This is a genomic window from Paraburkholderia humisilvae, assembly GCF_902859855.1.
Classification (GTDB): domain Bacteria; phylum Pseudomonadota; class Gammaproteobacteria; order Burkholderiales; family Burkholderiaceae; genus Paraburkholderia; species Paraburkholderia humisilvae.
This window is the reverse complement of the sequence record NZ_CADIKH010000008.1, coordinates 1-26051: the sequence shown is the minus strand read 5'-3', so window position 1 is coordinate 26051 and position 26051 is coordinate 1. Positions and strand designations below refer to the sequence as shown.

The 26051-nt window shown below is 63.3% G+C and carries 28 protein-coding genes; 16 read left to right on the top strand and 12 right to left on the bottom strand.

The genetic code is table 11. The annotated features are described in order from the left end of the window. Nucleotides 1-25 precede the first annotated feature (25 nt). A complete protein-coding gene (locus HV796_RS09795; RefSeq protein WP_175226282.1) occupies nucleotides 26-997 on the bottom strand; it encodes a thymidylate synthase in 972 nt (323 codons plus the stop codon). A 281-nt stretch (nucleotides 998-1278) separates the two neighbouring features. Then, on the bottom strand, nucleotides 1279-2679 hold the full coding sequence (locus HV796_RS09790; RefSeq protein ID WP_175226281.1) for a sigma-54 dependent transcriptional regulator: 1401 nt from the start codon (nucleotides 2677-2679) through the stop codon (nucleotides 1279-1281). A 556-nt stretch (nucleotides 2680-3235) separates the two neighbouring features. Here HV796_RS09790 and HV796_RS09785 point away from each other — a divergent pair. The 9 genes from HV796_RS09785 to HV796_RS09745 all read left to right on the top strand — a co-directional run bounded on the left by HV796_RS09785 (nucleotide 3236) and on the right by HV796_RS09745 (nucleotide 12124). Further along, the gene (locus tag HV796_RS09785) at nucleotides 3236-3748 is read left to right on the top strand and encodes a hypothetical protein (RefSeq protein ID WP_246355787.1); all 513 of its coding nucleotides are present in this window, start codon (nucleotides 3236-3238) and stop codon (nucleotides 3746-3748) included. Nucleotides 3749-3863: 115 nt separating this feature from the next. Further along, nucleotides 3864-4376: a hypothetical protein gene (locus HV796_RS09780; RefSeq protein ID WP_175226280.1), complete on the top strand. Its 513-nt coding sequence runs from the start codon at nucleotides 3864-3866 to the stop codon at nucleotides 4374-4376. Between the two features lie 17 nt (nucleotides 4377-4393). Continuing rightward, the gene (locus HV796_RS09775; RefSeq protein WP_175226456.1) at nucleotides 4394-5026 is read left to right on the top strand and encodes a hypothetical protein; all 633 of its coding nucleotides are present in this window, start codon (nucleotides 4394-4396) and stop codon (nucleotides 5024-5026) included. A 26-nt stretch (nucleotides 5027-5052) separates the two neighbouring features. After that, nucleotides 5053-6636 carry a hypothetical protein gene (locus HV796_RS09770; protein ID WP_175226279.1) on the top strand — a complete coding sequence of 528 codons (1584 nt, stop codon included), beginning with the start codon at nucleotides 5053-5055 and terminating at the stop codon, nucleotides 6634-6636. Between the two features lie 200 nt (nucleotides 6637-6836). After that, nucleotides 6837-7547 carry a C39 family peptidase gene (locus tag HV796_RS09765; protein ID WP_175226278.1) on the top strand — a complete coding sequence of 237 codons (711 nt, stop codon included), beginning with the start codon at nucleotides 6837-6839 and terminating at the stop codon, nucleotides 7545-7547. A gap of 8 nt (nucleotides 7548-7555) precedes the next feature. Beyond that, complete coding sequence (locus HV796_RS09760) at nucleotides 7556-8389, top strand: peptidase C39 (RefSeq protein WP_175226277.1); 834 nt, start codon at nucleotides 7556-7558, stop codon at nucleotides 8387-8389. Between the two features lie 165 nt (nucleotides 8390-8554). Then, nucleotides 8555-10003, top strand: a complete 1449-nt coding sequence (locus HV796_RS09755) for a hypothetical protein (protein ID WP_175226276.1) — start codon at nucleotides 8555-8557, stop codon at nucleotides 10001-10003. A gap of 75 nt (nucleotides 10004-10078) precedes the next feature. Further along, nucleotides 10079-11539, top strand: coding sequence for a sigma 54-interacting transcriptional regulator (locus HV796_RS09750; protein ID WP_175226455.1), 1461 nt, complete (start codon nucleotides 10079-10081; stop codon nucleotides 11537-11539). A gap of 87 nt (nucleotides 11540-11626) precedes the next feature. Then, nucleotides 11627-12124 carry a dihydrofolate reductase gene (locus HV796_RS09745; protein WP_175226275.1) on the top strand — a complete coding sequence of 166 codons (498 nt, stop codon included), beginning with the start codon at nucleotides 11627-11629 and terminating at the stop codon, nucleotides 12122-12124. A 150-nt stretch (nucleotides 12125-12274) separates the two neighbouring features. On the opposite strand, the gene pmbA is transcribed toward HV796_RS09745, so the two are convergent. Further along, a complete protein-coding gene (pmbA, locus tag HV796_RS09740; protein WP_175226274.1) occupies nucleotides 12275-13651 on the bottom strand; it encodes a metalloprotease PmbA in 1377 nt (458 codons plus the stop codon). Nucleotides 13652-14129: 478 nt separating this feature from the next. Between pmbA and yjgA the strand changes: the two genes are divergently transcribed. Beyond that, on the top strand, nucleotides 14130-14750 hold the full coding sequence (yjgA, locus tag HV796_RS09735) for a ribosome biogenesis factor YjgA (protein WP_281369768.1): 621 nt from the start codon (nucleotides 14130-14132) through the stop codon (nucleotides 14748-14750). Beyond that, nucleotides 14731-15363 (top strand): molybdopterin adenylyltransferase, encoded by a 633-nt coding sequence (gene mog / locus HV796_RS09730; RefSeq protein ID WP_175226273.1) that lies wholly within the window; start codon nucleotides 14731-14733, stop codon nucleotides 15361-15363. The genes yjgA and mog overlap by 20 nt, the downstream gene beginning before the upstream one ends. Nucleotides 15364-15446: 83 nt before the next feature. Here mog and orn read toward each other — a convergent pair whose 3' ends face one another. Next, a complete protein-coding gene (gene orn / locus HV796_RS09725) occupies nucleotides 15447-16061 on the bottom strand; it encodes an oligoribonuclease (RefSeq protein ID WP_175226272.1) in 615 nt (204 codons plus the stop codon). 103 nt (nucleotides 16062-16164) lie between these two features. On the opposite strand from orn, the gene HV796_RS09720 reads away from it, so the two are divergent. From HV796_RS09720 to HV796_RS09710, 3 genes are read left to right on the top strand one after another with little or no spacing between them, the layout of a single operon-like run. Continuing rightward, nucleotides 16165-17424, top strand: coding sequence for a M48 family metallopeptidase (locus tag HV796_RS09720; protein WP_175226271.1), 1260 nt, complete (start codon nucleotides 16165-16167; stop codon nucleotides 17422-17424). Continuing rightward, nucleotides 17421-18425 (top strand): ribosome small subunit-dependent GTPase A, encoded by a 1005-nt coding sequence (rsgA, locus tag HV796_RS09715; protein ID WP_175226270.1) that lies wholly within the window; start codon nucleotides 17421-17423, stop codon nucleotides 18423-18425. Before HV796_RS09720 ends, rsgA begins: the two co-directional genes overlap by 4 nt. Before the next feature lie 6 nt (nucleotides 18426-18431). After that, nucleotides 18432-18752 (top strand): putative signal transducing protein, encoded by a 321-nt coding sequence (locus tag HV796_RS09710; RefSeq protein WP_175226453.1) that lies wholly within the window; start codon nucleotides 18432-18434, stop codon nucleotides 18750-18752. A 39-nt stretch (nucleotides 18753-18791) separates the two neighbouring features. Here the strand turns inward: HV796_RS09710 and HV796_RS09705 are convergent, their stop codons facing one another. The 6 genes from HV796_RS09705 to rpsP all read right to left on the bottom strand — a co-directional run bounded on the left by HV796_RS09705 (nucleotide 18792) and on the right by rpsP (nucleotide 23121). Continuing rightward, entirely contained in the window at nucleotides 18792-19730 is a 939-nt protein-coding gene (locus tag HV796_RS09705; protein ID WP_175226269.1) for a CobD/CbiB family protein, read from the bottom strand. A 167-nt stretch (nucleotides 19731-19897) separates the two neighbouring features. Next, a complete protein-coding gene (locus HV796_RS09700) occupies nucleotides 19898-20584 on the bottom strand; it encodes a CoA pyrophosphatase (RefSeq protein ID WP_246355793.1) in 687 nt (228 codons plus the stop codon). A 142-nt stretch (nucleotides 20585-20726) separates the two neighbouring features. Beyond that, a complete protein-coding gene (gene rplS, locus HV796_RS09695; RefSeq protein WP_175226267.1) occupies nucleotides 20727-21110 on the bottom strand; it encodes a 50S ribosomal protein L19 in 384 nt (127 codons plus the stop codon). Nucleotides 21111-21273: 163 nt separating this feature from the next. Then, a complete protein-coding gene (gene trmD / locus HV796_RS09690) occupies nucleotides 21274-22041 on the bottom strand; it encodes a tRNA (guanosine(37)-N1)-methyltransferase TrmD (RefSeq protein ID WP_175226266.1) in 768 nt (255 codons plus the stop codon). Nucleotides 22042-22065: 24 nt separating this feature from the next. Continuing rightward, complete coding sequence (gene rimM, locus HV796_RS09685; protein WP_175226265.1) at nucleotides 22066-22764, bottom strand: ribosome maturation factor RimM; 699 nt, start codon at nucleotides 22762-22764, stop codon at nucleotides 22066-22068. A gap of 102 nt (nucleotides 22765-22866) precedes the next feature. Then, nucleotides 22867-23121: a 30S ribosomal protein S16 gene (gene rpsP, locus HV796_RS09680; protein ID WP_175226264.1), complete on the bottom strand. Its 255-nt coding sequence runs from the start codon at nucleotides 23119-23121 to the stop codon at nucleotides 22867-22869. Between the two features lie 322 nt (nucleotides 23122-23443). Between rpsP and HV796_RS09675 the strand changes: the two genes are divergently transcribed. Continuing rightward, nucleotides 23444-23908 carry an NINE protein gene (locus HV796_RS09675; RefSeq protein ID WP_175226263.1) on the top strand — a complete coding sequence of 155 codons (465 nt, stop codon included), beginning with the start codon at nucleotides 23444-23446 and terminating at the stop codon, nucleotides 23906-23908. A 72-nt stretch (nucleotides 23909-23980) separates the two neighbouring features. On the opposite strand, the gene HV796_RS09670 is transcribed toward HV796_RS09675, so the two are convergent. Beyond that, nucleotides 23981-25150: a PA0069 family radical SAM protein gene (locus tag HV796_RS09670; RefSeq protein ID WP_175226262.1), complete on the bottom strand. Its 1170-nt coding sequence runs from the start codon at nucleotides 25148-25150 to the stop codon at nucleotides 23981-23983. A gap of 141 nt (nucleotides 25151-25291) precedes the next feature. Beyond that, nucleotides 25292-25780: an Lrp/AsnC ligand binding domain-containing protein gene (locus tag HV796_RS09665; protein WP_175226261.1), complete on the bottom strand. Its 489-nt coding sequence runs from the start codon at nucleotides 25778-25780 to the stop codon at nucleotides 25292-25294. A gap of 172 nt (nucleotides 25781-25952) precedes the next feature. Between HV796_RS09665 and HV796_RS09660 the strand changes: the two genes are divergently transcribed. Continuing rightward, nucleotides 25953-26051, top strand: a 99-nt coding sequence (locus tag HV796_RS09660; RefSeq protein WP_175226260.1) for an FAD-dependent oxidoreductase, incomplete at its 3' end; no start/stop codon positions are given.

Here is a 26051-nt window from a genome sequence, read left to right as displayed (position 1 = left end):
CACGAGCACCCGGATGCCCGGGTGCTCAAATCGCCATCGGCGCGGTCAGCGGCTCATGGTGCTGATACCCGACCAGCGAGAAATCGGACGGCTCCACCTTTTCAAGCCAGTGCGGCTCATACACCCCGGTTTTCACATGCTCGGGCACCCGCTCGGCAATCTCGAGACGCGGGCTCGGATACGGCTCACGCGTCAACTGCTGCTGCAGCATGTCGAGCTGGTTCTCGTAGATGTGCGCATCACCGATGAAATACGTGAACCAGCGCGGCGTGTAGCCCGTCAAGCGGCCGACCAGATGCAGCAGCGCCGCGCCCTCGGCCAGATTGAACGGCGTGCCAAGACCAATATCGTTGCTGCGAATGTACAGGCACAGCGAGATCTCGCGCTGCGCAACGTTCGGCAGGAACTGGTACAGCAAGTGACAGGCAGGCAGCGCGATTTGATCGAGCACCGCCGGGTTCCAGGCATGAAACAGAATCCGCCGATCGGACGGGTTGCGCATGATCGTGTCAAGGCATTGGCGCAGCTGGTCGATTGCCTTATAAAGCAACACCTTGCGGCGGCCGCTCTCTTCGAACTCGGTCACGGGTTGAAATCCGCGCGCGGCGGCATCTTCGAGCTGGGCGCTCGCCGTTGCGTCGAGCACCTTGTACGCGGGCCATTGGCGCCACTGCACGCCGTACACATCGCCAAGATCGTCCGGCCCTTCGCGGTACGGATTGGCAAGCCATTGCGGATTGTCGTTCGCGTTCGCGTCCCACACCTTGCAACCCAGCGCGCGAAACTGCGCCGCGCTGCGCGACGCGCGCAGAAAACCGACCAGTTCGCCGATTGCCGACCTGAATGCCAACTTCTTCGTGGTGACCGCCGGGAAGCCCTGCTGCAGATCGAAGCGCAACATCGCCCCCGGCATGCTGATCGTGCGAATGCCGGTGCGATTCTCCTGCCAGTTGCCGGTGTCGAGAATCGTGCGAACGAGGTCGAGATACTGTTTCATGCGGGTTCCTTCGGCATGGCGCCGCAATGGAAGAGGCGGCGCCGTCGACGTCGGATGACGACGGGAAACCCGGATTCTAGCAAGCTTGGGGATACGCGCTGCACGCGCGCAAGACTGACGCATTCGCCGCTCGTGCGGGCACCTCCGCCGGCTAGAGCCGTCGCCGCCGCAATCGAACGCTGGACTTGAGTTTCACTAGAGAAATAACCGCGCCGCAAACAGCGATGCGCGTGATAACCCGCACGGCGCAGGGTGCCAAACGAGCCGAGTTCGCACTCAACTCACAAATGCTGAACCGACGGCGGCAACTCCACATGCGGCGTGATCTGCTCGCTTTCCATATGCCGCATCCCGTGCGAGCACAACAGCCGGTACAGCGTGACGCGCGAGATACCGAGTTCCTGCGCGGCATCGCCGAGACGCCCGCGGTGACGCAGCAACGCGAGTTCGATTGCCTGCCGCTCGGCCGCCTCGCGCGCCTGCGCAAGCGACACCGGCACAATCTCGACGTATTCGGACAACTCGAGGTCGCGCGCCGTAATCGCGCGCCCTTCCGACATCACGATTGCACGCCGCACCCGGTTGATCAGCTCGCGCACATTGCCCGGCCAGCTGTAGTTGTGCAACGCGGCGATCGCATCGGGCGCGAAGCCGCGCAGCCGCCGGCTCGCATCTTTTCTGAAACGTTCGAGCATATGCCGCGCGAGCAGCTCGATATCCTTGCCACGCGCGCGCAGCGGCGGCTCGTCGATCTGCAGCACACACAGCCGGTGATACAGGTCCGAGCGGAAACGCCCTTCGATCATCGCGCTGTTCATGTCGACATGCGTCGCCGAGATAATCCGCACGTCGACCTCGATCGAACCATGCCCGCCCAGCCGTTCGACCTTGCGCTCCTGCAGGAAGCGCAACAGGCTCGCCTGGCTTTCGAGCGGCAGATCGCCGATTTCGTCGAGAAAGAGCGTGCCGCCGTTGGCCGCCTCGACGCGCCCGATCTTGCGCTGATTCGCGCCGGTAAACGCGCCGCGCTCATAGCCGAACAGTTCCGATTGCAGCAGGTGAGGCGGAATCGCGCCGCAGTTGATCGGCACAAACGGCGCGTTGCGGCGCGCCGAGCGCTCGTGAATCGCGACCGCGGTCAGTTCCTTGCCGGTGCCCGATTCGCCGGAAATGAACACCGGTGCGTCGGTCATCGCAACCTTGCGGATCGAGCGGAACAGCGCGAGCATCGCATCGCACGAGCCGACCATTTCGCCTTCCGTACCCGCGATTTGCGTCGCGTCGTTCGACGCGGATTCCTCGCCGAGCGAGATCATGCCGTAAGCGTGACCAACCGAGTCGACAATCCGGTCACCTGAATAAGGTACCGTAACGTAGTCGAAACAGTAATCGCGCACCAGCCGGCGCAATGCCGCGTCCTGCAGCTGGCCGGGCATCGTGGCCGCGACCCAGCCGACATTGGGCATGGTCAGGCAGGTTTCGAATGCAGCGATTTCGTGTTGCTGGAAACAGCTCGACAGATCGAGCAGGCCGCCGGCGGCAGTGCCGGCGCGTACCGCGCGGCGCGCATCGCGCGCCGAACCGACCACTTCGACGTGCCAGCCCCGCTCATGGAAGCGCGCGTTCAGGTCAGCACTGGGATCGCGTGAAACGTAAATCAGTTGCCGCGTTGCGGATTCCATTATTCAGATCCTCTCGTCAACGAACGTTAAGGATGACGCACGTACCTGAACCGCTATTCCACGCTTTCCTCAGATACGCCAATTCGCATCGGGATTCGCATATACAACGAAAACCGAACGGCCATTCCATTCCGTACGGACAGCTGATCCCCGAAAAACGGCGCTTATTGAACGACCCAAGAATGGGTTTTTTAAAACCTGTGCTGTAGTCGAGAGCTTACTATACGTACGGCCCTTCGAAAAACAAATATGCAAATTAATTCAGCACCTCTTGATTAGGTAACGCTGACCGGCGGCCAAAGAATCAACGGTAAGTTCTTTCTGAATAAAACCAGACACAAGCTTTCCCCATGCTTTATCCGCCGCAAAAAAATCGTTGTCCGGGCAAGTAATGGTCGAATTCGCGCTATTCGACCGGTCGCGTATCAGTGCTGAAACGTTTTCAGCCGATTTGCGATTGCCCGCGTCACATCGTTAACACACAAACCAGACGCACCAACGGATTGCCCGCGATGGCATACGTTTCGCTAAATGTGCCGCACGAAGGAGACACATCATGCGACTCGTTTCCCGCGGCGCTTCATCCGATCGCCACCCCGCCATCGGCTTCGTCCGCTGGCAAATCCTGGCTTCGGCGCGCTCGCTTGCCAGCCTCGCTGCGCTTGGCGCGGCGCTCTCGCTGATCACGCCGTCCACCAGCGCATTCGCACAGGTTTCCGCTTCGTCGAACTCCACCGACGCCGGTTACGCCGTCCTCGCGGACACGATGCCCGCAGCGGCGGCGGCACCGGAAACGGCGGCTGCCGATAGCGAAGACAGAACGTCCATAGAGGTATTGAACACGCCTGCCGATGTCGTTTCGATGACCGACATCCCATTGGACGATCAGGTGCTCGCACGGCAACGCGGTGGCGCGAACGGACTCACGATGGTCGCGGCGACGCCGCAACTGACGCACGGCTCGTCGGTCACGCTGTGGGACGAAATCGCACCGCCCGCGCCGCTGCCGGTCCCGGTCGACGCCGCGCGTGCGGCGCAAAACAATGTCGCGAGCTACCTGAGGAAGTGAGTGAGGAAATAACGCAGCACCGTGCGGCCGAACCGGGACCGGCCGCCTGACAGGCGCAGGAAATATCGCGCGAGAGACCGCTGTACCACTGGAACAACACGCTGTCGGGGAACACATGAACGCGTCGCTCAAAGCATCGTTGCAGACGTCACGCAGCCGGCTTACACCTGTGCTGCTCGCATTGACGGCCGTGCATGCGGCCTTCATCCCATGCGCGGCACACGCACAGCAGGCCACGAATCCGGGCGACATCGTGCTCGAGCGCGAAGTCGCACCGCGCGATGCATTCGACTCGGTGCCCAGAAGTCAGGAGCCCGTGCTATCGAGTGCAACGACGTTCCCGGCGAACAGCTTCAATCCGGCGATGGCGCAACTCGCGTCCGACTCCGATCTGACCAACGCCCGCGGCTCGACCGGTGTGAATTCGCCTGGCGGGCTCGCCGGCACCGGGATGCAGGCGGTCACGCGGATTCTCTCCGGCAACACGACCGGCAATAACGTCGCGCTCGGCGCCGGCGGCATCGGCCAGCCCGCGCCGGGCATCGGCGGCACGATCTCGTCGTCGGTGACGGGCTCGCTCATGCCGCTGTCGAACGCGCTCAGCGGCGCGCTGGGAGGCATGAAATGAACGCGCGCCAGCTGATGATGCAACTGAGGTCGTGGCTAAAAGCACGGATCGTCCGCGCCGCCTATGTGGGTTTCACGGCCGCGCTAGCGTGTTCGACGTATGACGCGAACGCGCAAACGCTTGCGCGTGTCAGCGGCGATGCGAGTATCGGAACCGGCGCCGCGGTCGGCGCGACCGGCGCGATCACCGTCAATGAGGCCGCGGGCCTGAACAACGCGCAAGCGAATCAGCTGACGATCTCGACCGGCGGCTCGGTGGCCAACGACAACGCGAGCGCCCAAAGCGCGACCGCCTCCGCGAAGGTCACGAGTGCAAGCACATCGATCGCGGGCAATGCCTTTTCGAATTCATCCGGCGCCGTACTGGTGAACCAGTCCGCGGGCGCGGGCAATCTCCAGCGCAACAGTGTGCAGCTCGGCACTGCCGCGATCGGAGTCGAGACCGTTTCGGACAGCGTGCTGTCCGCAGCGGTCCCGAAAAACGGTGGTCTGGCGCGACCGAACGGGGTTCACGACGCGAGGGAGGCGACCATCTCCAACGAGGCCTTCAAGAACGTCAATGGCATCGTGCAGATCAACCAGACAGCCGGAGCCGGTAATGCCACGGCGAACAGTTTTGTGCTCCGTCCCCCGGCGGGCACTCTTTTCTAACTGACCACAAGTATCGGAGCGACATCATGAAATTAAAGCGCACCCTGATCGCGGCAGCCGTCCTCGCCGCGGCATCCGGCAGCGTGTTCGCGGGCCAGATGAAGAACCCGTACATCTTCAGTGCGACGATGGTCGGCGAGCAGGTCGGCATCGAGGGTTACGTGCGCCTGTTCGGCTGCGTATCCGTGTCGAGCACTGCTGGCGCGGTCGTCAACAATACGCAGGGCGTCAACGTCAACGCGTCGCTGGACGCGCCGGCGCAGAGCTATATGCGCGGCGCGCTGACCACGCGGGTCAATAACACCACCGCCAGCGCAACCGGCACCGGCACCAACAGCGTATGGAGCAACAGCTCGTTCTCGACCGGCGAGCAGCATGCGTCGTCGGATTCGTCGTCGGGCTCGCATATGTCGAACTCGACTACGACGGTTTCGTCATCGAGCAACTATTCGTACGGCAACCAGTCGACGGCGAGCGCCTCGAGCGACCATCACCAGTCGAGCGACAGCGGCCACGCGAGCAACAGCTCGTCGTCCTTCGACGCCGGGATTTCGGTGAGCGACAACAGCAAGCACTCGAGCTCGAAGTCAGGCGACTTCTCGGGCAAGGTCTCGCAAGGCGCGTCGGGTTCATCGAGCTACAGCTCGCAGGGCAACAACTGGGGCGGCGGCTGGAAGGACTATTCGTCGAACGGCTCAGAGCAGTCGCAAGCCAACGCGAGCGGCTCGTTCAGCAAGAACGGCATGTCGAGCGCGTCGAACTCGTTTGACGCAAACGCGTCGGGCCATCTGAACACGAGCCACAGCGACACGGAAAGCGAGCACTCGAACAGCTCGCAGAGCTGGTCCGCTCAAGCGGCGAACAGCGGTTCGGGCAACCGGTCGTCCAGCGCAACGAACACCGTCGCGCATAACGACTCGAACTCGAGTTCCTCGTCGCGCTCGGGTTCGTCGTCGTTCTCGACGTCGACGTCGGCATCGAAGAGCTGGGGCTATAACGTGAACGATACGCTCAGCACGGTCAACGAAACGACGACCGGCTCGGTGACGCAGTACGTGAACACGCAGGCTCCGGGCACGCTGAACGCCGGCACCGGCAATAACGCCGCGACGGGCGTATCGGGCAACCTCGGCATCAACGTCGCGGAAGGCATCGACAACGCGCAGAGCAATGATGTCGCGCTCGCGTCGGTCGACGTCGGCAATGTGTTCGGCAACGCGCAGATCTTCAACTCGCAGGGTTCGGCCGGCAGCGCGAAGATCAATAACTTCAACCTGAACGCATCGGTCGGCGACGGTTCGCTGTCGCACGTGACGGGCAACGTCGGCGTGAACGTCGCATCGGGTATCGGCAACGTGCAGAACAACAGCCTTGCCGGCGCGGTGACGACGACCAACGCAGGCAGCGCGCAGACGACGGCGATGGTGGCCACCGACGACAACTCGCAAACCGCCGACATGTCGGTACGCGGGCAGTTCCAGGGCTCCGCGATGCTCGGCGCCAATACGCTCGCGGGCGCGTCCGGCAACATTGGCGTGAACATCGCGGGCGGTGCCGGCAACGTGCAGCATAACGGTCTCGCGATCGCCGCGCTGAACAGCGGTCACTAGAACGTTGTGTGACATGTGAAGCACAGTTGAAGAAGGCTGAAAAGGCCATGTAAGCCATCACAAGGCTTGCGCCGGCTGCCGCAGAAGCAGCCGGCGCAGATTCGCTGCAACCCTCCCGGAAAGCGCTCACGCGCAAACCAGGCGCATGCAGCACGGGACCGGAGTCAGTGCTGACGCGCTCGCTCCGACAGGAGACCAGCATGTCCGGGTTTGTTCGCTTCCCGGCGTTACCGCTCGCCTTTGCGTTCTCTTGTTGCACATTGTGTGCGACAGCCCACGCACAAGCGACCATCGATACGTCTACCCTCGCAGGTATTCCGCTGACCAAAACGGTTCGCTCGATGAGGGACATCCGCTACAGCCATATCGTCAACCAGCAGTTTGACTACAGCTGCGGTGCGGCTGCGCTCGCGACGCTCCTCAAGTACGGCTACGGCATCGACATCCCCGAGACGGAACTGATCCGCCGGATGATGGTTTTTTCGACGCCCGAGGTCGTGATCAAGAACGGTTTCTCGATGCTCGACATGAAGAAGTTCGTCGAGACGATCGGGCTGCGCGGCAGAGGTTTCCGGGTCAATACGGACGCGTTGTATCACCTGCAGATCCCCGTGATGGTGTTAATGAACATCGACGGCTATGAGCACTTCGTGATCGTCAAGCACGCCGAGAACGGCCGCATCTTTATCGCGGACCCTGCGCTCGGCAACCGGATCCTGCTCGAAGAGGATTTCGCGAAGACGTGGAACGGACTCGTATTCGCCGTCGTCGGCAAACCGTTCAGGGAGGATTCACCGCTGTTGCAGGACAACGAGTCGCTGGCGTTGAAGCTGCGCGCAAGCGCGCTCGCGACCGGTACCGCCGCGACGCCTTTTGTCGAATTCGGCCTGTCGAAAGTAGACCTGTTCTGAGCTCAATCATGAAGCGCGAACACTCAACCCTCAGCCGCGCCTTGCTAGCCGCCGTACTCGCCACCGCGGGCGGCCTCGCAAGCGGCGCCGTCGCAGCGGAAGGAGGCGGCGCGGCGCCATTGCCGTCGTTCCTTTCCGCACACGACGGCGCAGCGGAAACGATCAGGTGGCAAGCGGTCGGCGACGATGTGCTCGCCGGCCAGACCGGCAAATTTGCGAACGGACAGATGGTCTCCGGCTTCGTTCTGAACCTGCTGTCGCAATGGAATCTGCCGAACGGCGCCAGCGCGATCGCGCAGGGCTCGCTCGCCGTCACGCAGAACGCGGCGAACCAGATGAGCGCAACCGTCAATTCAACCGCGCGCGTCGTCGACGGCAACAGCCGCCGCACAGGCGCGGACCCGTCCGCGACGGTCAACGGCGGCCAGCAGATCGTGGTCAACGGCGTATCGCAGGTCACGCAGGTCGCCGGCAATAGCAATGTCGGGATGAACGCGGCGCAGATCGATTTCACCGGCAATGGGATGCCGCCGGCAAGCGGCAATGGCGCGACGAGCGCAAGCGCGTCGAATGCGAACGGCAGTATCCAGGCCGCGATCTCGTTTGGCAATGGCGGCGTGAGCGTCGCCCTGCAGACGCCCGCGGGCGTCGCCACGCAATCGATCGCGCCAGGCAACGCTCAGGCGGGCTCGATCGCGCAACTGCTGCAAATCGCGGGCAACAACCAGCAGGTCGCGAACCAGTTGCAATTGCAATTGCAGAGCGCGCAGATGTCGTCGGCCGCGCTGCGTCAGGCGGGCGTATTGCAGGCGCTGCAAAACTCGATCAACGCGAGGAAGTAAGCGAAACATTGCGTAGCAGGTGAAGTGGGACGTAACGCAGGAGACGACGCGGGCCGCCACCCGCACTGCATGACACAAAAGCAGGAGTGAAGCAGGCAAGGAGACAGCGCTGCGCGATGCAGAACAACAGCAACGCGCAGCCAGATGACCCGGGGGAATAACAAAATGAACGCCGATACAAAGACCAGGAGGCCGCGGTTCGCACTCGCAGCCATACCGGCAGCGGCATTGATGTTTGCATGGGCACAAGGGGCAGCGGCACAGGCCCTGACGAACCAGTCGGTGGACGATCGGCTCAATGCGCTGATGCGCGTCGTCGACGAGCAGCAGCGCCAAATTCAATCACTCGAGCGTCAGGTGACGAATCTGGAAATGGCGCAGCGCGGCCGCGGCACGCCCGGTTACGGCGAGCCCGGCTCCACTGCAGTGGCTGAACAACCCGGCGCCGACGGTCTACCGGTGCCGTTGCCGCCGCTTGCCCAGGTCACGCCCGGCGCGCCGGCGCCAACCAGCCAGAGCGGCAGCACGGCAACCGGTGTACCGGTCAATCCGCCGGCGCCTGAAGGCTCGACCGCGACCGGCTCCACCGCGCCGGGTGCACCGGTCTCGCCCGACGAGGGCGCGATCGGCCAGACGCAGAAGGCGGCCGAACCGACACGCACGCAGTCGGAAGAAGCGGTCGTACAGCGCGAGCACGCGCCGCTATTCGATCACAAGCTGACGCTCGACTGGGGTATCAGCGACACGTACTACGATCGCCGCCAGCTTCAGCTGTCCGGCTTCCTCGCGCTCGATGCGATTTTCCTCGGCAACATCAATCTGGGCGAAACGAAGTCGCATCAGGTGATGGCCGACCTCGACACGCGCTACGGCCTTACCGACCGTATCAGCGTCGACGTCGATGTGCCGTACATCTATCGTCACAGCACGTTTATCGTCGGCGGCGCGGGCGGTGCGGCAAGCACGCTGTCCGATGCGTCGGTCAACTCGCATGCGATCGGCGACGTCAACTTCGGTATCTACTACCAGATACTGAAGGAGACCAACAGTATTCCCGACGTGGTCGGCAGTCTGCGCGTGAAAGCGCCGACCGGCACCTCGCCGTTCGGCATCAAGGTCGTGCAGCTGACGCCGGACAACACGAACCTCGTCGCACCGTCGGAACTGCCGACCGGCACCGGCTTCTGGAATATAACGGCCGGTATGTCGGTACTGAAGACGTATGACCCGATCGTGCTGTTCGGCAGCCTCTCTTACACGTATAACGTGGCGCGCTCGTTCGCGGACATCTCGTCGGTGCAAGGCCAGACAGAACCGGCGACCGTGAAGCTCGGCGACATAGTACAGATCGGCGGCGGCGTCGCGCTCGCGTTTTCGGACAAGGACTCGGCCAGCATCTCGTACACGCTTGCGCTCGAGCCATCGTCGAAAACGAAAGCGCCGGGCGCGAGCTACCAGGATGTGCCGGGTAGCCAAACCACGGCGGCCGTGCTGAATTTCGGTTTGAACCATGTGGTCAACAAGCACCTGACGATCAACGGCGCGGTGTCGATCGGCATGACACCCGATGCGCCGAACTTCGTGGTCGGGGTGCGCTTTCCCTACACCTTTTGACGTGCCATTGAGACGAGGCTGATCGTGCGCGAATCCTCCCATCTGACTTCCGTGCCGGCGGTTGCGGCAAGCGGCATGCCTTTGTCGGTCGCACGCTCGCCGCAGCTGCCGACAGCCGGCGCGCCCGTGCATGACACGCACTCGACCGACGTGGGCGCACGCATCGACCGCACGCTGCTCTACGTCGCGCGCACGCCCGACGACACGCTGGTCGCGCATCTGAAGAGCCGGGGCTGGGCGGTGCTGGTCGCTCGCTCCGCCCATGAGATCGGCCGTCTGCTGAAGCCGGACGCCGCGTGTGCGGGAATCGTCGATATGGCGAGCTTCGCGGTCCGCGATCTGGCCGCGCTCGAAGTGAGCCTGCGCCAGCAGCAGGTTGGCTGGATCGCACTCGCGAATGCGGAACGTCTGGCGGACCCGGAAGTGCGGCGTCTGATTCGCCACTACTGCTTCGATTACGTGAAGCTGCCGGTTGCGCATGCAACGATCGACTATCTGGTTGGTCATGCGTTCGGCATGGTTGCGCTGTGTGATGCCGACGTGCCGGTCTATGCGGTGCACGAAGGCGAAGAGATGGTCGGCACCTGTGAAGCGATGCAGCAGTTGTTTCGCACGATCCGCAAGGTCGCGAACACCGATGCGCCGGTGTTTATCTCCGGCGAATCGGGCACCGGCAAGGAATTGACCGCGGTGGCGATTCACGAGCGCTCGCCGCGTCGCAGTGCGTCGTTTGTCGCGATCAACTGCGGCGCAATTCCGCACCATCTGTTGCAGTCCGAACTGTTCGGGTATGAACGTGGCGCATTCACCGGGGCGAACCAGCGCAAGATCGGTCGCGTCGAATCGGCCAACGGCGGCACGCTCTTTCTCGACGAAATCGGCGACCTGCCGATGGAAAGCCAGGCGAGCCTGTTGCGCTTCCTGCAGGAAGGCAAGATCGAGCGCCTCGGCGGCCACGAATCGATCGCCGTCGACGTGCGGATCATTTCGGCGACTCACGTCGATCTCGAAGACGCGATGCGCGACGGCCGGTTCCGCGCCGACCTGTTTCACCGGCTGTGCGTGCTGCGCGTCGACGAGCCGCCGCTGCGCGCACGCGGCAAGGACATCGAAATTCTCGCGCATCACATCCTGCACAAGTTCAAGACCGACAGTGCGCGCAAGATCCGCGGCTTCACGCCATCGGCGATCGAAGCGATGTACAACTACAACTGGCCCGGCAACGTGCGCGAGCTGATCAATCGTGTGCGCCGCGCGATCGTGATGGCGGAGACCAAGCTGATTTCGGCCGAGGACATCGATCTGGCGAACTACAGCGCGCAACAGACGATGACGCTCGCACAAGCGCGCGAAGCAGCCGAAAAACGCGCGATCGAAGCGGCGCTGCTGCGGCATCGGCATCGGCTGAATGAAGCGGCGACGGATCTCGGCATTTCCCGCGTCACCCTGTACCGGTTGATGGGCGCGCATGGGTTGCGCGAATCCGGCAGCGACGACAAGGCGCTCTTTCCTGGCGAAGGCGATGTTCGGGATTGAAACGTTTTGAGTGGGTCACGCGTTTGCGCGAAGCGGACCGCGCGTGTCGGGTAGAATCGCTGCGAACCGATCTTCCCGCTTCTTTCGATGACGACGCTGACCCTGATCGTCGCTCGCGCCCGCAACGGCGTGATCGGCCGCAACAACCAGCTGCCCTGGCGGCTTCCCGAAGACCTCGCCTTTTTCAAGCGCACGACGATGGGCGCGCCGATCGTGATGGGGCGCAAGACCCATGAATCGATCGGCCGCGTGCTGCCGGGCCGGCGCAATATCGTCGTGTCGCGCGACGCGACGCGGCGCTACGCTGGCTGCGATACCGTGACAAGCCTCGCTGAAGCGCTCGCGCTTGCCGCGCAGGACCACGCTTCGGAAGCGTTTCTGATCGGCGGCGCGCAGCTTTACGAAGATGGTTTGCGTCACGCGGACAAGTTGATCGTCACGGAAATCGCCGCGGACTTCGCAGGCGATACGACGTTTCCCGCGCCCGATCCGCACGATTGGGAAGAATTGACACGCGAGCCGCATCGCGCGAATCCGCCTAACGACTTCGACTACGCGTTTGTCACGTATCGACGCAGAACATAGCGGGAAAAATAGCGCGGAAAACAGAATCGCCCCGCTGCGCTTACACGCGGCGGGGCGATTTTGTGAACTTCTCAGATGGGCCTTGCAGACGGGCTGTGCAGCGGGCCTGTGAAGCCCGACAACCGTCCCGCCGTGACGCAACGGGACGCGTCACTGCCCCGCTATCGTCATCCGTTCGATCAGCACCGAACCGGTCTGCTTGGTGCCGCGCACGATCGTGTCGGCGCCAATCGCGACGATATGCCGGAACATCTCCTGCAGCGTGCTCGCGACGGTAATCTCTTCGACCGGATACTGGATCTTGCCGTTCTCGACCCAGAAGCCGGACGCGCCGCGCGAATAGTCGCCGGTTACGTAGTTGACGCCCTGCCCCATCAGCTCGGTCAGCAACAGACCCGTGCCGAGCTTCTTCAGCATCGCGTCGAAATCGTCGCCGGGATGGGTAAGCGAGCTTCGCAACGACAGGTTGTGCGAGCCACCCGCATTGCCGGTGGTCGGCATACCGAGCTTGCGCGCCGAGTAAGTCGACAGAAAATAGCCTTCGACCACGCCGTCCTTCACGACCGAGCGCTGGCGCGTGCGCACGCCCTCTTCGTCGAACGGCGCGCTGCCCATGGCGCGCGGCACATGCGGGTCTTCGACGATCTGCACATGCGGCGCGAAGACCGGCTTACCGAGGCTGTCGACGAGAAACGACGTCTTGCGATACAGCGCGCCGCCGCTCGTCGCCTGCACGAATGCGCCGAGCAGTCCCGCCGCGAGCGGCGCTTCGAACAGCACCGGCACCTTGCGCGTGTCAAGGCCGGTTGCTCCCATGCGGGCAAGCGCGCGTTCGGCCGCGTAGCGGCCCACCGCTTCCGGCTCGGCCAGTTCCGCCGCGCTGCGCTTCGACGTGTACCAGTCGTCACGCTGCATGTTGCGGCCGCTGCCCGCGATCGGCGCGCAGGCGACGTAGTGCCGCGAATACGGATACCCGGCAAGAAAGCCGCGCGTCGTGCCGAGCACAAACTGCGAATGCTGCGCGGATACGCTCGCGCCTTCCGAGTTGCGGATCTGCGCGTCGGTCGCGAAGGCGGCGTCTTCCGCGCGGCGCGCGATCTCAACCGCCTCGTCGGCGGACAGATTCCACGGGTGATACAGATCGAGGTCGCGCGGCGCCTTTTCGAGCAATTCCTCTTCCGCGAGGCCCGCACAGTCGTCCTCGGCCGTGAAGCGCGCGATGTTGTAGGCGGCGGTCACCGTATCCTTCAGCGCTTCCGGGGTGAAGTCCGAGGTGCTTGCGTTGCCGCGCTTGTTGCCGATAAACACCGTCACGCCGACCATCTTGTCGCGGTTGTGCTCGATCGTCTCGACCTCGCCACGGCGCACCGAGACCGACAAACCGTCGCCTTCGGAAATCTCGGTCGCCGCGTCGCTTGCGCCGAGCGACTTCGCGTGGCGAAGGATGTCCGACGCAATCTGCTTCAGTTCATCCTGAGTATGCGGAAAGAAACGTTGCCGGGCTTCGATGTCGATGTCTGCTGCCATTGTCATTGCCGTCCTGGGTTGGCGTACTGGGCGGGGCGCTGCCCGCCTTGCGGTTACGCACTGGGTTGCGCCGGTTTGCGCGTCGGGTTGCGCGGATTCGTGTCTGCCTGATGCTGTGTCCGATGCTGTATCCGATGCCAGCCCGATGTCGGTTCAAGCCGGCCTGCTCATACTTGCGCCCGCCACGGTCGGATTTCAATCGGGCGTGCTTGCTACCTCTGATGTCTTGCGCGACATACCGGTTCGTCAGCGTCGCATCGGCTTGCGCCGTGATGGCGGCTCGCGTGTGCGTCTCCCGTTGGCCTGGCACTTGCACCACGGCTTGCACTGCGATGTCTGCGAGTCACTGCGCATCTCGGGATCATAGCAAGGTCCGCGCAAGCGCACCTGGCCTTTGCAACAGACGATGCGCCGGTCGGGGTACGCGCCGCGCGCGGGCGCAGCAACTGCCCGAATCTCGCACGTTACAATATCGGGCATGACACGCAAAACCCGTACTCAACCTATGGCGAGCCCGGCCGTCGAAGACGACCACGGTTACGATCGCCCGAGCAAGTCGCAACTGAAGCGCGACATGCACGCATTGCAGGCGCTGGGCGTTGAGCTTATCGAACTGCCGAAAGATGCGTTAAAGCGCATGCCGATGCCTGAAGCGCTTGGCGAAGCGGTCGATGCGGCGCGCCGCATCACCGACCACGAAGGCAAGCGCCGGCAGGTTCAATACGTCGGACGAGTGATGCGCTCGCTGACCGACGACGAAACCGCCGCGCTGCGCGCCGCGCTCGAAATCTACAACGGCGCGAACCGCGCCGAAACCGCGAAGCTGCACTGGATCGAGCGTACGCGCGAAGCGCTGCTCGCGAACGACGCGGCGCTGACCGAATTCATCCGCCAGCATCCTTCCGCGGATGCGCAGGAAGGCCGCACGCTGATTCGCAATGCGCGTAGGGAAGCACAGCTCGGCAAGCCGCCGCGCTACTTCCGCGAACTGTTCCAGTGGATCAAGCAGGCGGGCGGCGTGCATGGCGCCGCCAGCGATGCCGGTGTCGACACCGGTTCCGCCGCCGAGGACGACGACGATGACGACTCCCACACCTAACCATCCGAATGCCCATTCCGACGAGCTGATCGTCGGCCTCGTTTCGATCAGCGACCGCGCGAGCAGCGGCGTGTACGAGGACAAGGGTATTCCGTCGCTTGAGGAATGGCTGGGCAGCGCGCTGACGTCGCCGTGGCGCAGCGTGAAACGCCTGATCCAGGACGACGCGCCGACCATCACCGCGACGTTGATCGAACTGGTCGACGAGGCCGGTTGCGACCTCGTGCTGACCACTGGTGGCACGGGCCCGGCACGGCGCGACGTGACACCCGAGGCGACGCTCGCGGCGGGAACGAAGGAAATGCCGGGTTTCGGCGAGCAGATGCGGCAGATCAGCCTGAACTTCGTGCCGACCGCGATCCTGTCGCGGCAAGTCGCGGTGATCCGCGAGACGCCCACGCGCGCGGCGCTGATCGTCAACCTGCCAGGACAGCCGAAGTCGATTCGTGAGACGCTCGAAGGCTTGCGCGACGCGGACGGCAAGGTCAAGGTGCCGGGCATTTTCGCCGCGGTGCCGTACTGCATCGATCTGATCGGCGGGCCGTACATGGAGACGAACCCGGCGGTGCTGGCCGCGTTCCGGCCGAAGAACGCAGTGCGTGCGCCGCGCTGAATGCGAAGGGTTTGTGGTTGGTTTGCGCTTGGTTTGCTGCTCGCTTGCGGCGGGTCTGCGGTTAGTCGGTGGTTACCCAGCGGTCATTTCGCCGGCGCTTCCGTCACCGGGTCACTTGCCGCCGGAATCAGAAAATGCTGCCGGTAGTAACGCAATTCGTCGATCGATTCATGAATATCCGCAAGCGCGGTATGCATCGCGCGCTTCTGGAATCCTTTGTAGATCGCCGGCTGCCAGCGCCGGCAAAGTTCTTTCAGCGTGCTGACGTCGAGGTTCCGATAATGGAAAAATGCTTCGAGCTCGGGCATCCAGCGGGCCATGAAGCGACGGTCCTGGCAGATCGAGTTGCCGCACATCGGCGATTTGCCGGGTGGCACGTAGGCGCCGAGAAACGCGCGGATCTGCGCAGCGGCTTCGGCCTCGCCGATCGCGGACGCGCGCACCCGGTCGATCAGGCCCGAACGGCCGTGCGTGTTGCGGTTCCACTCATCCATCTTGCCCAGCGTTTCGTCGCTCTGATGAATGGCGATAACCGGGCCTTCGACCACCTTGTCGAGCTGCGAATTCGTGACGACGACCGCGATTTCGATGATACGGTCGTTGTCCGGATCGAGCCCGGTCATTTCCATGTCCAGCCAGATGAGGTTCATTTCGCTGCGCACGAGCGGCGCGGCGGCGGAGTCGAGGATATCGGTCATGGGAGGCGGTGTCAGATGAGAATCCAGCGGCATGACTCGCGACAGCGGCGCCCGCCGGGACGAACAACCCTATAATTGTCGCATAGTTACCACGGACTTCCGGATGCCCATTGTGTACTTCTCCATTCTGTTCGTGATCGCCGTACTGGCGATGGTCGCGACGAAGCTGTGGCTCGCCTCGCGACAGATCCGCTTCGTCGCGGCGCACCGCGATCGCGTGCCGCCGCAGTTCTCCGCGAAGATTCCGCTGAGCGCGCACCAGCGCGCCGCCGACTACACGGTCGAGCGCACGCGGCTGACGATGGCGGAAATCGTCGTCAGCGCGGTTGTGCTGATCGCGCTCACCCTGCTAGGCGGCGTGCAACTGCTCGATCTGGGCATTTCCGGCTGGCTCGGGCGTGGCTATATCGGCCAGATCGTGCTGGTTGCGGCGGTCGTCGCGATCACGGGCATCATCGACCTGCCGTTCGATTACTACCGGCAGTTCGGCGTCGAGGAGCGCTTCGGCTTTAACCGGATGACGAAGCGCATCTTCTTCGCGGACCGCGTGAAGGGCATCCTGCTCGGCGCCGCGTTCGGTCTGCCGCTGCTGTTCGTCGTGCTGTGGCTGATGGACCAGGCGGGCAGCCTCTGGTGGCTGTGGACGTGGATCGTCTGGGTCGCGTTCCAGATGCTCGTGCTGGTGCTGTACCCGACGCTGATCGCGCCCATTTTCAACAAGTTCGAACCGCTGAAGGACGATGCGCTGAAAAGCCGTATCGAAGCGCTAATGAAGCGCTGCGGATTCGCCGCGAAGGGCCTTTTCGTGATGGACGGCAGCCGCCGCTCCGCACATGGCAACGCATACTTCACCGGCTTCGGCGCCGCGAAGCGCATCGTGTTCTTCGATACGCTGCTGGCGCGCCTATCCGGCAGCGAAATCGAGGCGGTGCTCGCGCATGAGCTCGGCCACTTCAAACGCCGTCACGTGATCAAGCGGATGGTCGTCACTTTCGTGCTGAGTCTCGCGATGCTCGCGCTGCTCGGCTGGCTGACGCAGCGCGTGTGGTTCTACGAAGGGCTCGGCGTGCGGCCGTCGCTGACCGGCAGCAATGATGCGCTCGCGCTCGTGCTGTTCTTCCTCGCGGTGCCGGTATTCCTGTTCTTCATCACGCCGCTTGGCAGCCTGAGCTCGCGCAAACATGAGTTCGAAGCCGATGCGTTCGCCGCGACGCAAACCGATGCGAAAGACCTCGTCAGCGCGCTCGTGAAGCTCTATGAGGACAACGCGTCGACGCTTACGCCCGATCCGCTGTACACCGCGTTCTACTATTCGCATCCGCCCGCGTCACAGCGGATCGACCGCCTGTTGCCGCACGCATGAGCGGCCGCCTGGCGAATCGCCTGGGAAAGGGCCCGGCAACGGCGGCCACGCAGCCCCAAAGCCGCGAGCGCGGGCTTGTCATCGCCGCACATGGGCGCCACTACATCGTCGCACCGGCGCACGGCGGCGCGCTGCTGCAATGCTTTCCACGCGGCAAGCGCAGCGAGGTCGCGGTCGGCGATCACGTGGTTTACGAAATGACATCGGCAGACCAGGGTGTGATCGTCGAGATCGGTGAACGGCGCAATCTGCTGTACCGGTCCGACCAGTACAAATCGAAGCTGTTCGCGGCGAACCTCGATCAGTTGCTGATCGTGCTCGCCACCGAACCGCATTTCAGCGAAGACCTGCTCGGCCGTGCGCTGGTCGCCGCCGAAGCGAACGAACTGAAGCCCCTGATCGTGCTGAACAAGACCGACGTCGAGGCGGCGCTGCCGCTCGCGCGGCAGCGTCTCGAGCGCTATCGCGGACTCGGCTATACGGTGCTCGAAATGTCGATCAGGACGCAGCCGGACGCCGCGCGCGCGATGCTCATCGCGCATTTGCACGGTCATGCGACGCTGCTGCTGGGTCAGTCCGGGATGGGTAAATCGACGCTCGTGAATCTGATCGTGCCCGACGCGGAAGCCGCGACGCGCGAAATCTCGACAGCGCTCAATAGCGGCCGGCATACCACCACGTTCACGCGTCTCTATCCGTTGCCGGATCACGTGCAAATTCGCGAGCCAACTCACGAACAGAATCACGAGCAACGCAGCGCTGCGCTGATCGACTCACCCGGCTTCCAGGAATTCGGCCTTCATCATCTGACCGAAGGCCGGCTGGAGCGCGCGTTCCCCGAATTCCGGCCGCTGCTCGGGCATTGCCGGTTCTACAACTGCCATCATCTGCACGAGCCAGGCTGTGCGATTCTCGCAGCGATCGCCGACGGCCGCATCGCACGCGAGCGCCATGCGCTGTATGCGCAGCTCGTGCATGAGGCAAGCCAGGTAGTGCGCTGATCCATGCTGAAGCTGCTGCGCGCGCCGAACGTGATCATCGGCCAGCATTGGGTCAATCTGCTGGCGACCGCGGGTATCGCATCCGAACTGCATAACCGCTATCTGAACGGCGCGTTAGGGGAAATTCCGGCCGAACAGTGCGCGCCGGAGTTATGGCTCGTCGACGAACGTGACGAAGCGCTGGCAAGGCGGTTGATTGACGCGGCATCGCGTGGGCCGGCGGCGGGGGCACCTGGCTGGCGCTGCGGTCATTGCGGGGAAACGCTCGAAGCGCAGTTCACCGTATGCTGGCAGTGCGGGACGCCACGCAATCCGCTTGACGGGTGACGGCGCGGCGGGATCGCGCGCGTGGCGCGCGCTTCGGGCTCAGGATAACCACACCGAGATCGTCAGCATCAGCAGCAGGATCATCCACAGAATCACCGCACGCCACACGAGGCCCACGGCCGATTGCAGCGTACGCGGCGTACAGTCATCGCCGACCGTCATCGGTCCGCCATCGCCGGTCGCGAGCGCGTCAAGGCTCGATACCTCGGCCAGCGGGCCGGACAGGCGTGCCCCGAGCGCGCCGCTGCCGGCCGCGAGCAGCACGCCGTCGTTCGGGTCGGGCCATTGGCGCGCATGATTGCGCCACGCGTAGATCGCATCCTCGAAGTTGCCGACGATCGCAAAGCCCAGCGACGTCAAGCGCGCCGGCAGCCAGTCGATCACGAAGAACGCGCGCTGCGCGAACGTCGAGAACGCAGCGGTACGCTCCTCGACCGGCTGCGACCACGCGCGCGACAGGTACTCGGCAACGCGATACAGCACCGCGCCGGCCGGACCGATCGGCACCAGAAACCAGAAGAACACGCCGAACACGTGCCGGTGTGATGCGATCACCGCGTGAATCAGCGTATGGCGCACGATCTCGCTGACCGGCATATCGACCGTGTCGATCCCGGTCCATTCATTGAGAACTTCCCGCGCGCGCGGCACGTCGTCGTTATTCAGCGCGAGATGGATGTCGGTGAAATAGTGGCTGAACTGCCGGAAGCCGAGCGTGAAGTAGACAATCACGACGTTCCACAGGAACGCGAGCACGAAGTGGATTTGGTACAGCACGAAGTAGATCAGGCCGACCACCAGCGTCCACGGCAGCACGACGACCAGCCACGCAAGCACGCCATGCCTTTCCTTGCCCGCGTCGAAACCGTGTGCCGTCGATTCCGCGTGGTACTGCAGCAATGACGCGATCGGGTTGCTCGGCGACAACGCACGGACCTGTTCGAGAATCAGAGCCAGCAATACGGAAAAAAAAGTCATGCGATGCGCCGTGCTATTCGAGTTATTGCGAGTTTCGCCGGGTTTTACATACGACCTTCGCTTTCGATCCGTACGATAGCACAGGGTCGGATGTGTCTCACCCGCTGTGATTACAAACTGACAACGCGCGCGCCAACGTTTGCACGTCCGGACACGCTTCCTCGCGATCAGGCCGCGAGGAAGCGATAAAAATTGCGTAACATGCCGGCCGTTGCACCCCAGATAAAGTAATGGCCGCCGGCCACCTCTTCTTCGGCACGCGGATAGGGCATTGCAAAAAAGCGACGTTCGCCCTGCTCCCAGCGCAACACGCGCACCTGATGGTTCGCCGGATTCATCAGGAACGCGAGCGGCACTTCGAAGATATCGGCCACTTCGAGCGTATCGGCGTGCAACGTGAACGGCGGATGCACGAGGCCGACCACGGGCGTCACGTAAAAGCCGGTGCTCGTCAGATAGTCGGGTAGCGCGCCGAGTACTTCGACGCGTGCCGGATCGAGGCTCACTTCTTCCTGTGCCTCGCGCAGCGCGGTCGCGATGGTGTTCGCATCGGTCGGTTCATGCCGACCGCCCGGGAAGCTCACCTGCCCCGCATGGTCGCTCAGGTGGTCGGCTCGCTGCGTCAGCAGCACGGTCAGGCCTGAGTCGCGCTCCACCAGCGGAATCAACACGGCGGCGACGCGCGGGTCGGTGTCTTCGTTCCAGCGCACCTCACGGGGCTCCGGTTCCCAGCGCAAACGCTGCTCGAAGCGTGCGCGCAAGCCGTCCGGGGTCAGACGATCGGGTATCACCGCAGGCAGATCGGCGCCCGTCGATTCGATGGGCAAAGACTCGGGCTTAAAGGCCGGACGAATGGGACGAGTGGGACGAACGGGACGAACGGGACGGGACAATGTAACTCTCGTAGCGAGCGTGGATAGAAACGTCGGGGACACGTCGCTATTTTGAACCACCCATGAAAAAAGCACCCAGAACGGGTGCTTTTCCTTACAGCTTTTACTCCTGTGCAGCGCGGTCTTTCGACACCAGCTTTTCCTTGATCCGCGCCGACTTGCCCGAACGCTCGCGCAGGTAGTACAGCTTTGCGCGGCGCACATCGCCGCGACGCTTCACGACGATGCTCGCGAGCAACGGCGAGTACGTCTGGAACGTACGCTCGACGCCTTCGCCCGACGAGATCTTGCGGACGATGAATGCCGAGTTGAGGCCACGGTTACGCTTCGCGATCACGACGCCTTCATACGCCTGGACACGCTTGCGGTTACCTTCGACGACGTTCACGTTGACGACCACCGTATCGCCCGGGGCGAAGTCGGGAATGGTCTTGCCAGCGAGCGCGCGCTCGATTTCTTCCTGCTCGAGTTTTGCAATCAGATTCACGATTGACTCCTTATGCCATCTTGTCGGCGTTCGTACCTGCCTGGCTGGTGACTGCGACCCGGCTACGGCCCCGATAGAGGATGGATTCACAACTGGAACCGTCCACGCATGGACGGCCCCGCCTGGATCTCGCGTCACGCGCCGCCCGGCCTTCGCCTTCCGGTCAGGCCTTTGACGCTTCGTTCGCGAGACTTGCAAGCCACGCCTCGTCGGCACGGCTCAACAACTTGTTCGTGCGCGCCCGTTTGATCAGATCGGGCCGCTTTTCGAGCGTATTGCGCAGCGCTTCGTGCCGGCGCCACTGCTCGATTTCCGCATGATGGCCGCCTAGCAGCACATCGGGCACGCGCACGCCCTGATAATCTTCGGGCCGCGTGTAGTGCGGACAGTCCAGCAAACCATCGACGAAACTGTCCTGCACGGCCGACTGCGCATCGTTCAGCACACCCGGCAACTGGCGTACGACGGCGTCCATCAACGCCATCGCGGGGAGCTCTCCGCCAGACAGCACGAAGTCGCCGAGACTCACTTCCTCATCGACACAGCGCTCGATCAGCCGCTGGTCGATCGCTTCGTACCGACCGCATAGCAGGATCAGACCCGGTTGCGCGACAAAGCGCATCACGCCGCTGTGATCGAGCGTCGCGCCCTGCGGCGACATCATCACCACGCGCGAGCCGGTGATACCCTGCAGCGCCTGCGCCGCTTTCGCCGCGCCGATCGCGTCTTCGAGCGGTCTGGCCAACATCACCATGCCGGGACCACCGCCGTACGGACGATCGTCGACCGTACGGTAGTTGTCGGTGGTGAAATCGCGCGGATTCCACGTCCGCAACCCGAAGCGCTGCTGTTTCGCCGCGCGGCTCGTGATGCCCCAGTCGGTCAGCGCGCGAAACATGTCCGGAAAGAGCGTGACGACATCGAACTGCATCGCTCTCCCCATTCAGCGAATGATTCAGTAATCGGCTTCCCAGTCGACGATGATGCGTTTCGCCGCCTGATCCACCGTCTTCACAAAGACACCGACGAACGGAATCAGTCGTTCGCCGATTACCGGCTTGCCGTCTTTGCCGGTGGCCGGATATTCGATGCGCAACACTGACTGCGCGCCGTTGTCGATCATGTCGGCCACCTTGCCCAGTTCGACGCCCGCCTCGTTGACGACGTCAAGGCCGAGCAGATCGACCCAGTAATACTCGTCGGCGGCCAGCGCCGGAAAGTCGCTGCGGCGTACGTACACGCGATAGCCGCGCAGCAGAAGCGCCGCATCCCGACCGTCGGAACCGCCCAGTTGCGCGACCACGCTGTCGCCGTGCACTTTCGCCTGCCCGACCGGGGCTGACTTGCGCTCATGCGCTTGCTGTTGCCCCCGCGGTTGCGTCTTCAGCAGCCACCAGCGCTTTGCATTGAGCAATGCATCACCGCCCTGGCCGACGCTCGCATGAGCGGCGACCTTGACCCAGCCTTTGAGACCGTAAGCATCGACGATCGCGCCGACTTCGATCGCGTCGTCCGGCCAGCTTTCGGCCGATTCAGCCTGCATCGCCTGCTGCTGGGCAGCGGGCGCCGCGGCGGACTTGCGGGCAAACACCCCAAACGACGCACCAGATGACGCTTTTGCGCGACCCGAACCGTCTGCATCATGCGCGGACATCAGCCGGCCTCCCTGCTGACACCCGTAAAACCCGTGCATCGGACTGCCCCCACGACGCCTGCGGCGTGTGCGGCTGGCGGCCGATGCCCATACCGACTGTCATTAAGCAGCCGGATGCGCCTTTTGCGCTTGCCTCACGAGACGCTGAACCGTTTCCGACAGCTGCGCGCCAACGCTTTGCCAGTGGGTCAGGCGGTCTTGCGCGATGCGCAGCGCTTCGCCCTTGGTCGCGATCGGGTCGTAAAAGCCGATACGCTCGATGAAACGGCCGTCACGGCGGTTACGCGAATCGGTAGCGACGATGTTGTAGAACGGGCGCTTCTTCGAGCCGCCACGAGCCAAGCGGATGATGACCATACTTAAAGTCCTTGAAAACCGGGTTCGAACTACTGAAACACGCGATTATAGCTGGAAAGCGACGCCATAACAAACACTTACCGGAGGAAAGTGAGCGCGCGGGATTATCTCATGCTGCGTAATGACAACTGGGCACGACAGCTGGCCACGACAAACCGCCCACGACTGCCGCCCGTCAAAAACGTTTGAACAACTGTCTGACCACGCCTCCCGGCCGCCCGCGTCGTCACACCATCTGACCAGCGGGATGCGCGCGGCGTAGAATGCGCGTCGGCGCTCATGCCACCGGGCTGCGCCGCCCGTCATCCCGCTGCTTACTTTCATGTCCACTGCTTCGCATCCCGCGCGTTTCCGCTCCAAAACCCTTACCGCCGCGCTTGCGTTCTTCTTCGGCTCGCTCGGTGCGCATCGCTTCTACCTGTATGGCGCCCGCGACGTGTTCGGCTGGGCGCACCTCGTCGGCATGCTGATCGGCGTGCCGGGTTTCCTGCTGTTGATGGTCACCGAGCGCGCGTCGATGCTCGGCTGGGTGCTCGTGGTTCCGGGCGCGATCTCGCTGTTTGCCGCATTTCTGGCCGCCATCGTCTACGGGCTGCGCCCCGACGAGAAATGGGACGCGCAGTTCAACGCGCACACCGGGCGCGAAAGCGAGTCCGGTTGGGCGGTGATCTTCGTCGTGATCTTTTCGCTGCTGATCGGCGCATTCCTGCTGATGACGGGTCTCGCGCTGACGTTTCAAACGTATTTCGAATCGCAGGTCGAAGCGGCCAGGTCGCTGTCGCAATAGTCGACGCGCGGTCGACGCACCGTTGGATAAGCCCGCGAGCCCTGGCAGGCTGGCCGCCGCCGGCCCGCCCGCCTAGAACAGATCCAGCTGCGCGTCGTCCGCGGCGGGCCGCGGCGCAGGCTCAACGCGGCGAAACTGCGACATATCCAGGATGCCGTGATGGCGTGCGTTCAAGCCAAGCCGTCGCGTCGCCTTCGCAAAGCGCTGCTTCAGCAGATCGGCCCAAAGCCCCTCACCTTTCATCCGGCGCGCGAACGACGCATCGTAGTCCTTGCCGCCGCGCATATCGCGTACGCGGCTCATCACGCGGTCCGCGCGGTCCGGAAAGTGCGCGGCAAGCCAGTCCTTGAATAGCGGCGCAACCTCCCACGGCAAACGCAACACGATATAGCTTGCACTGGTCGCGCCCGCTTGCGCGCAGGCCTCGAGGACCCGCTCCATATCCGGCTCGGTGACGAACGGAATGATCGGCGCAATGCTGACGCCGACTGGCACGCCAGCGTCGGCAAGCGTACGGATCGTGCGCAGACGCCGCGACGGTGTTGCCGCGCGAGGCTCGAGCGTGCGGGCGATGTCCGCATCGAGCGTCGTGATCGTGATGGCCGCCATCACCTGGCCACGCTCGGCCATCGGCACGAGCAGGTCGAGTTCGCGCTCGATCAGCGACGACTTGGTGATCGCGGCAAACGGATGATGGCGCTCACGCAGCACTTCGATCACACGCCGCGTAATGCGCAAATCACGCTCGACGGGTTGCCACGCGTCGGTATTGACACCGAGTGCGATCGGCTCGGGCACGTAGTTCTTTTTCGACAGCTCGCGCGCGAGCAGCTCCGGCGCGTTGACCTTCGCATAGATCCGGCTTTCGAAATCGAGCCCCGGCGACAAGCCCAGATAGCTGTGCGTCGGGCGCGCAAAGCAGTAAATGCAGCCGTGCTCGCAGCCGCGATACGGATTGAGCGACACGCTAAACGGGATGTCCGGCGATACGTTGTGCGTCAGGATGCTCTTCGCCCGCTCGTCGAACACTTGCGTACGCAGTGCGGGACTTTCGCTGTCCTCACCGGGCGACGTATACGTGGCCCAGCCGTCGTCCACCGTCTCGCGCTGATCCACTTCGTAGCGGCCTTGCAGGTTCGTCACCGCGCCGCGCCCTTTGCGGGGCGCAGGCGGCGCGACCGGAAACTCGCGGTCGGGACCGGACGAGGAGTCGCACGAGGGATCGTACGATGGACGGGACAAGCGGTCGGAATCGGCGTCGTTCAAGGTTGCACACTGAAAGCAACGAAATACCTGTACAAATATACAGTGTTTACGCCGTTTGTCGAGGCGGCGAATGGACTGCCAGGGAACAACCGGAGACAACGACCTGACACGGGTGTGTCAATCGCCTACGGCAATCGTCAGCGTCTCCTTGATCTCCTCCATCACCACATAGCTCTTCGACTGCACCGCGCCGGGCAATTGCAGCAGGATGTCGCCGAGCAGTTTCCGGTAGTCGGCCATTTCGCCGATGCGCGCTTTGATCAGATAGTCGAAATCGCCCGACACCAGATGGCATTCCAGCACTTCCGGAATCTTCTGCACCTCGCGCCGGAACTGGTCGAACATGTTGCCGCTTTTGTGATCGAGCGTGATTTCGACGAAGACCAGCAGCGCCGCACCCAGTTCGGCCGGATTCACGCGCGCGTAGTAGCCGGTGATCACGCCGTCGCGCTCCATTCGCTTGACGCGTTCAATGCAAGGCGTAACCGAAAGACCGACCTGTTCCGCGAGGTCTTTCATCGCGACACGGCCATCCAGTTGCAGGATGCGCAGGATCTTGTGGTCGATTTTGTCGAGCGAGCGGACCGGTTGGCGCTGGGTTCTCATGTTATTACTAAAAATCGAAGAAATACGATAACAAAACCTACCTCATCGCCAATAGTATAGCGGATAACACTGGGCATTCCGCATATCACGTTGTTAATCGCCGGCGTCGGCGAATCGACACAAAAAATGAAGGTGCGACGCGTGCCCCGCAATCTACTGGAGTGGAGCAGCTATGCGAGTCGTCGTTCTGGGCAGTGGCGTCGTCGGCGTGACGAGCGCCTATTATCTCGCCGGCGCGGGTCATGAAGTCACCGTGATCGATCGTGAAGCT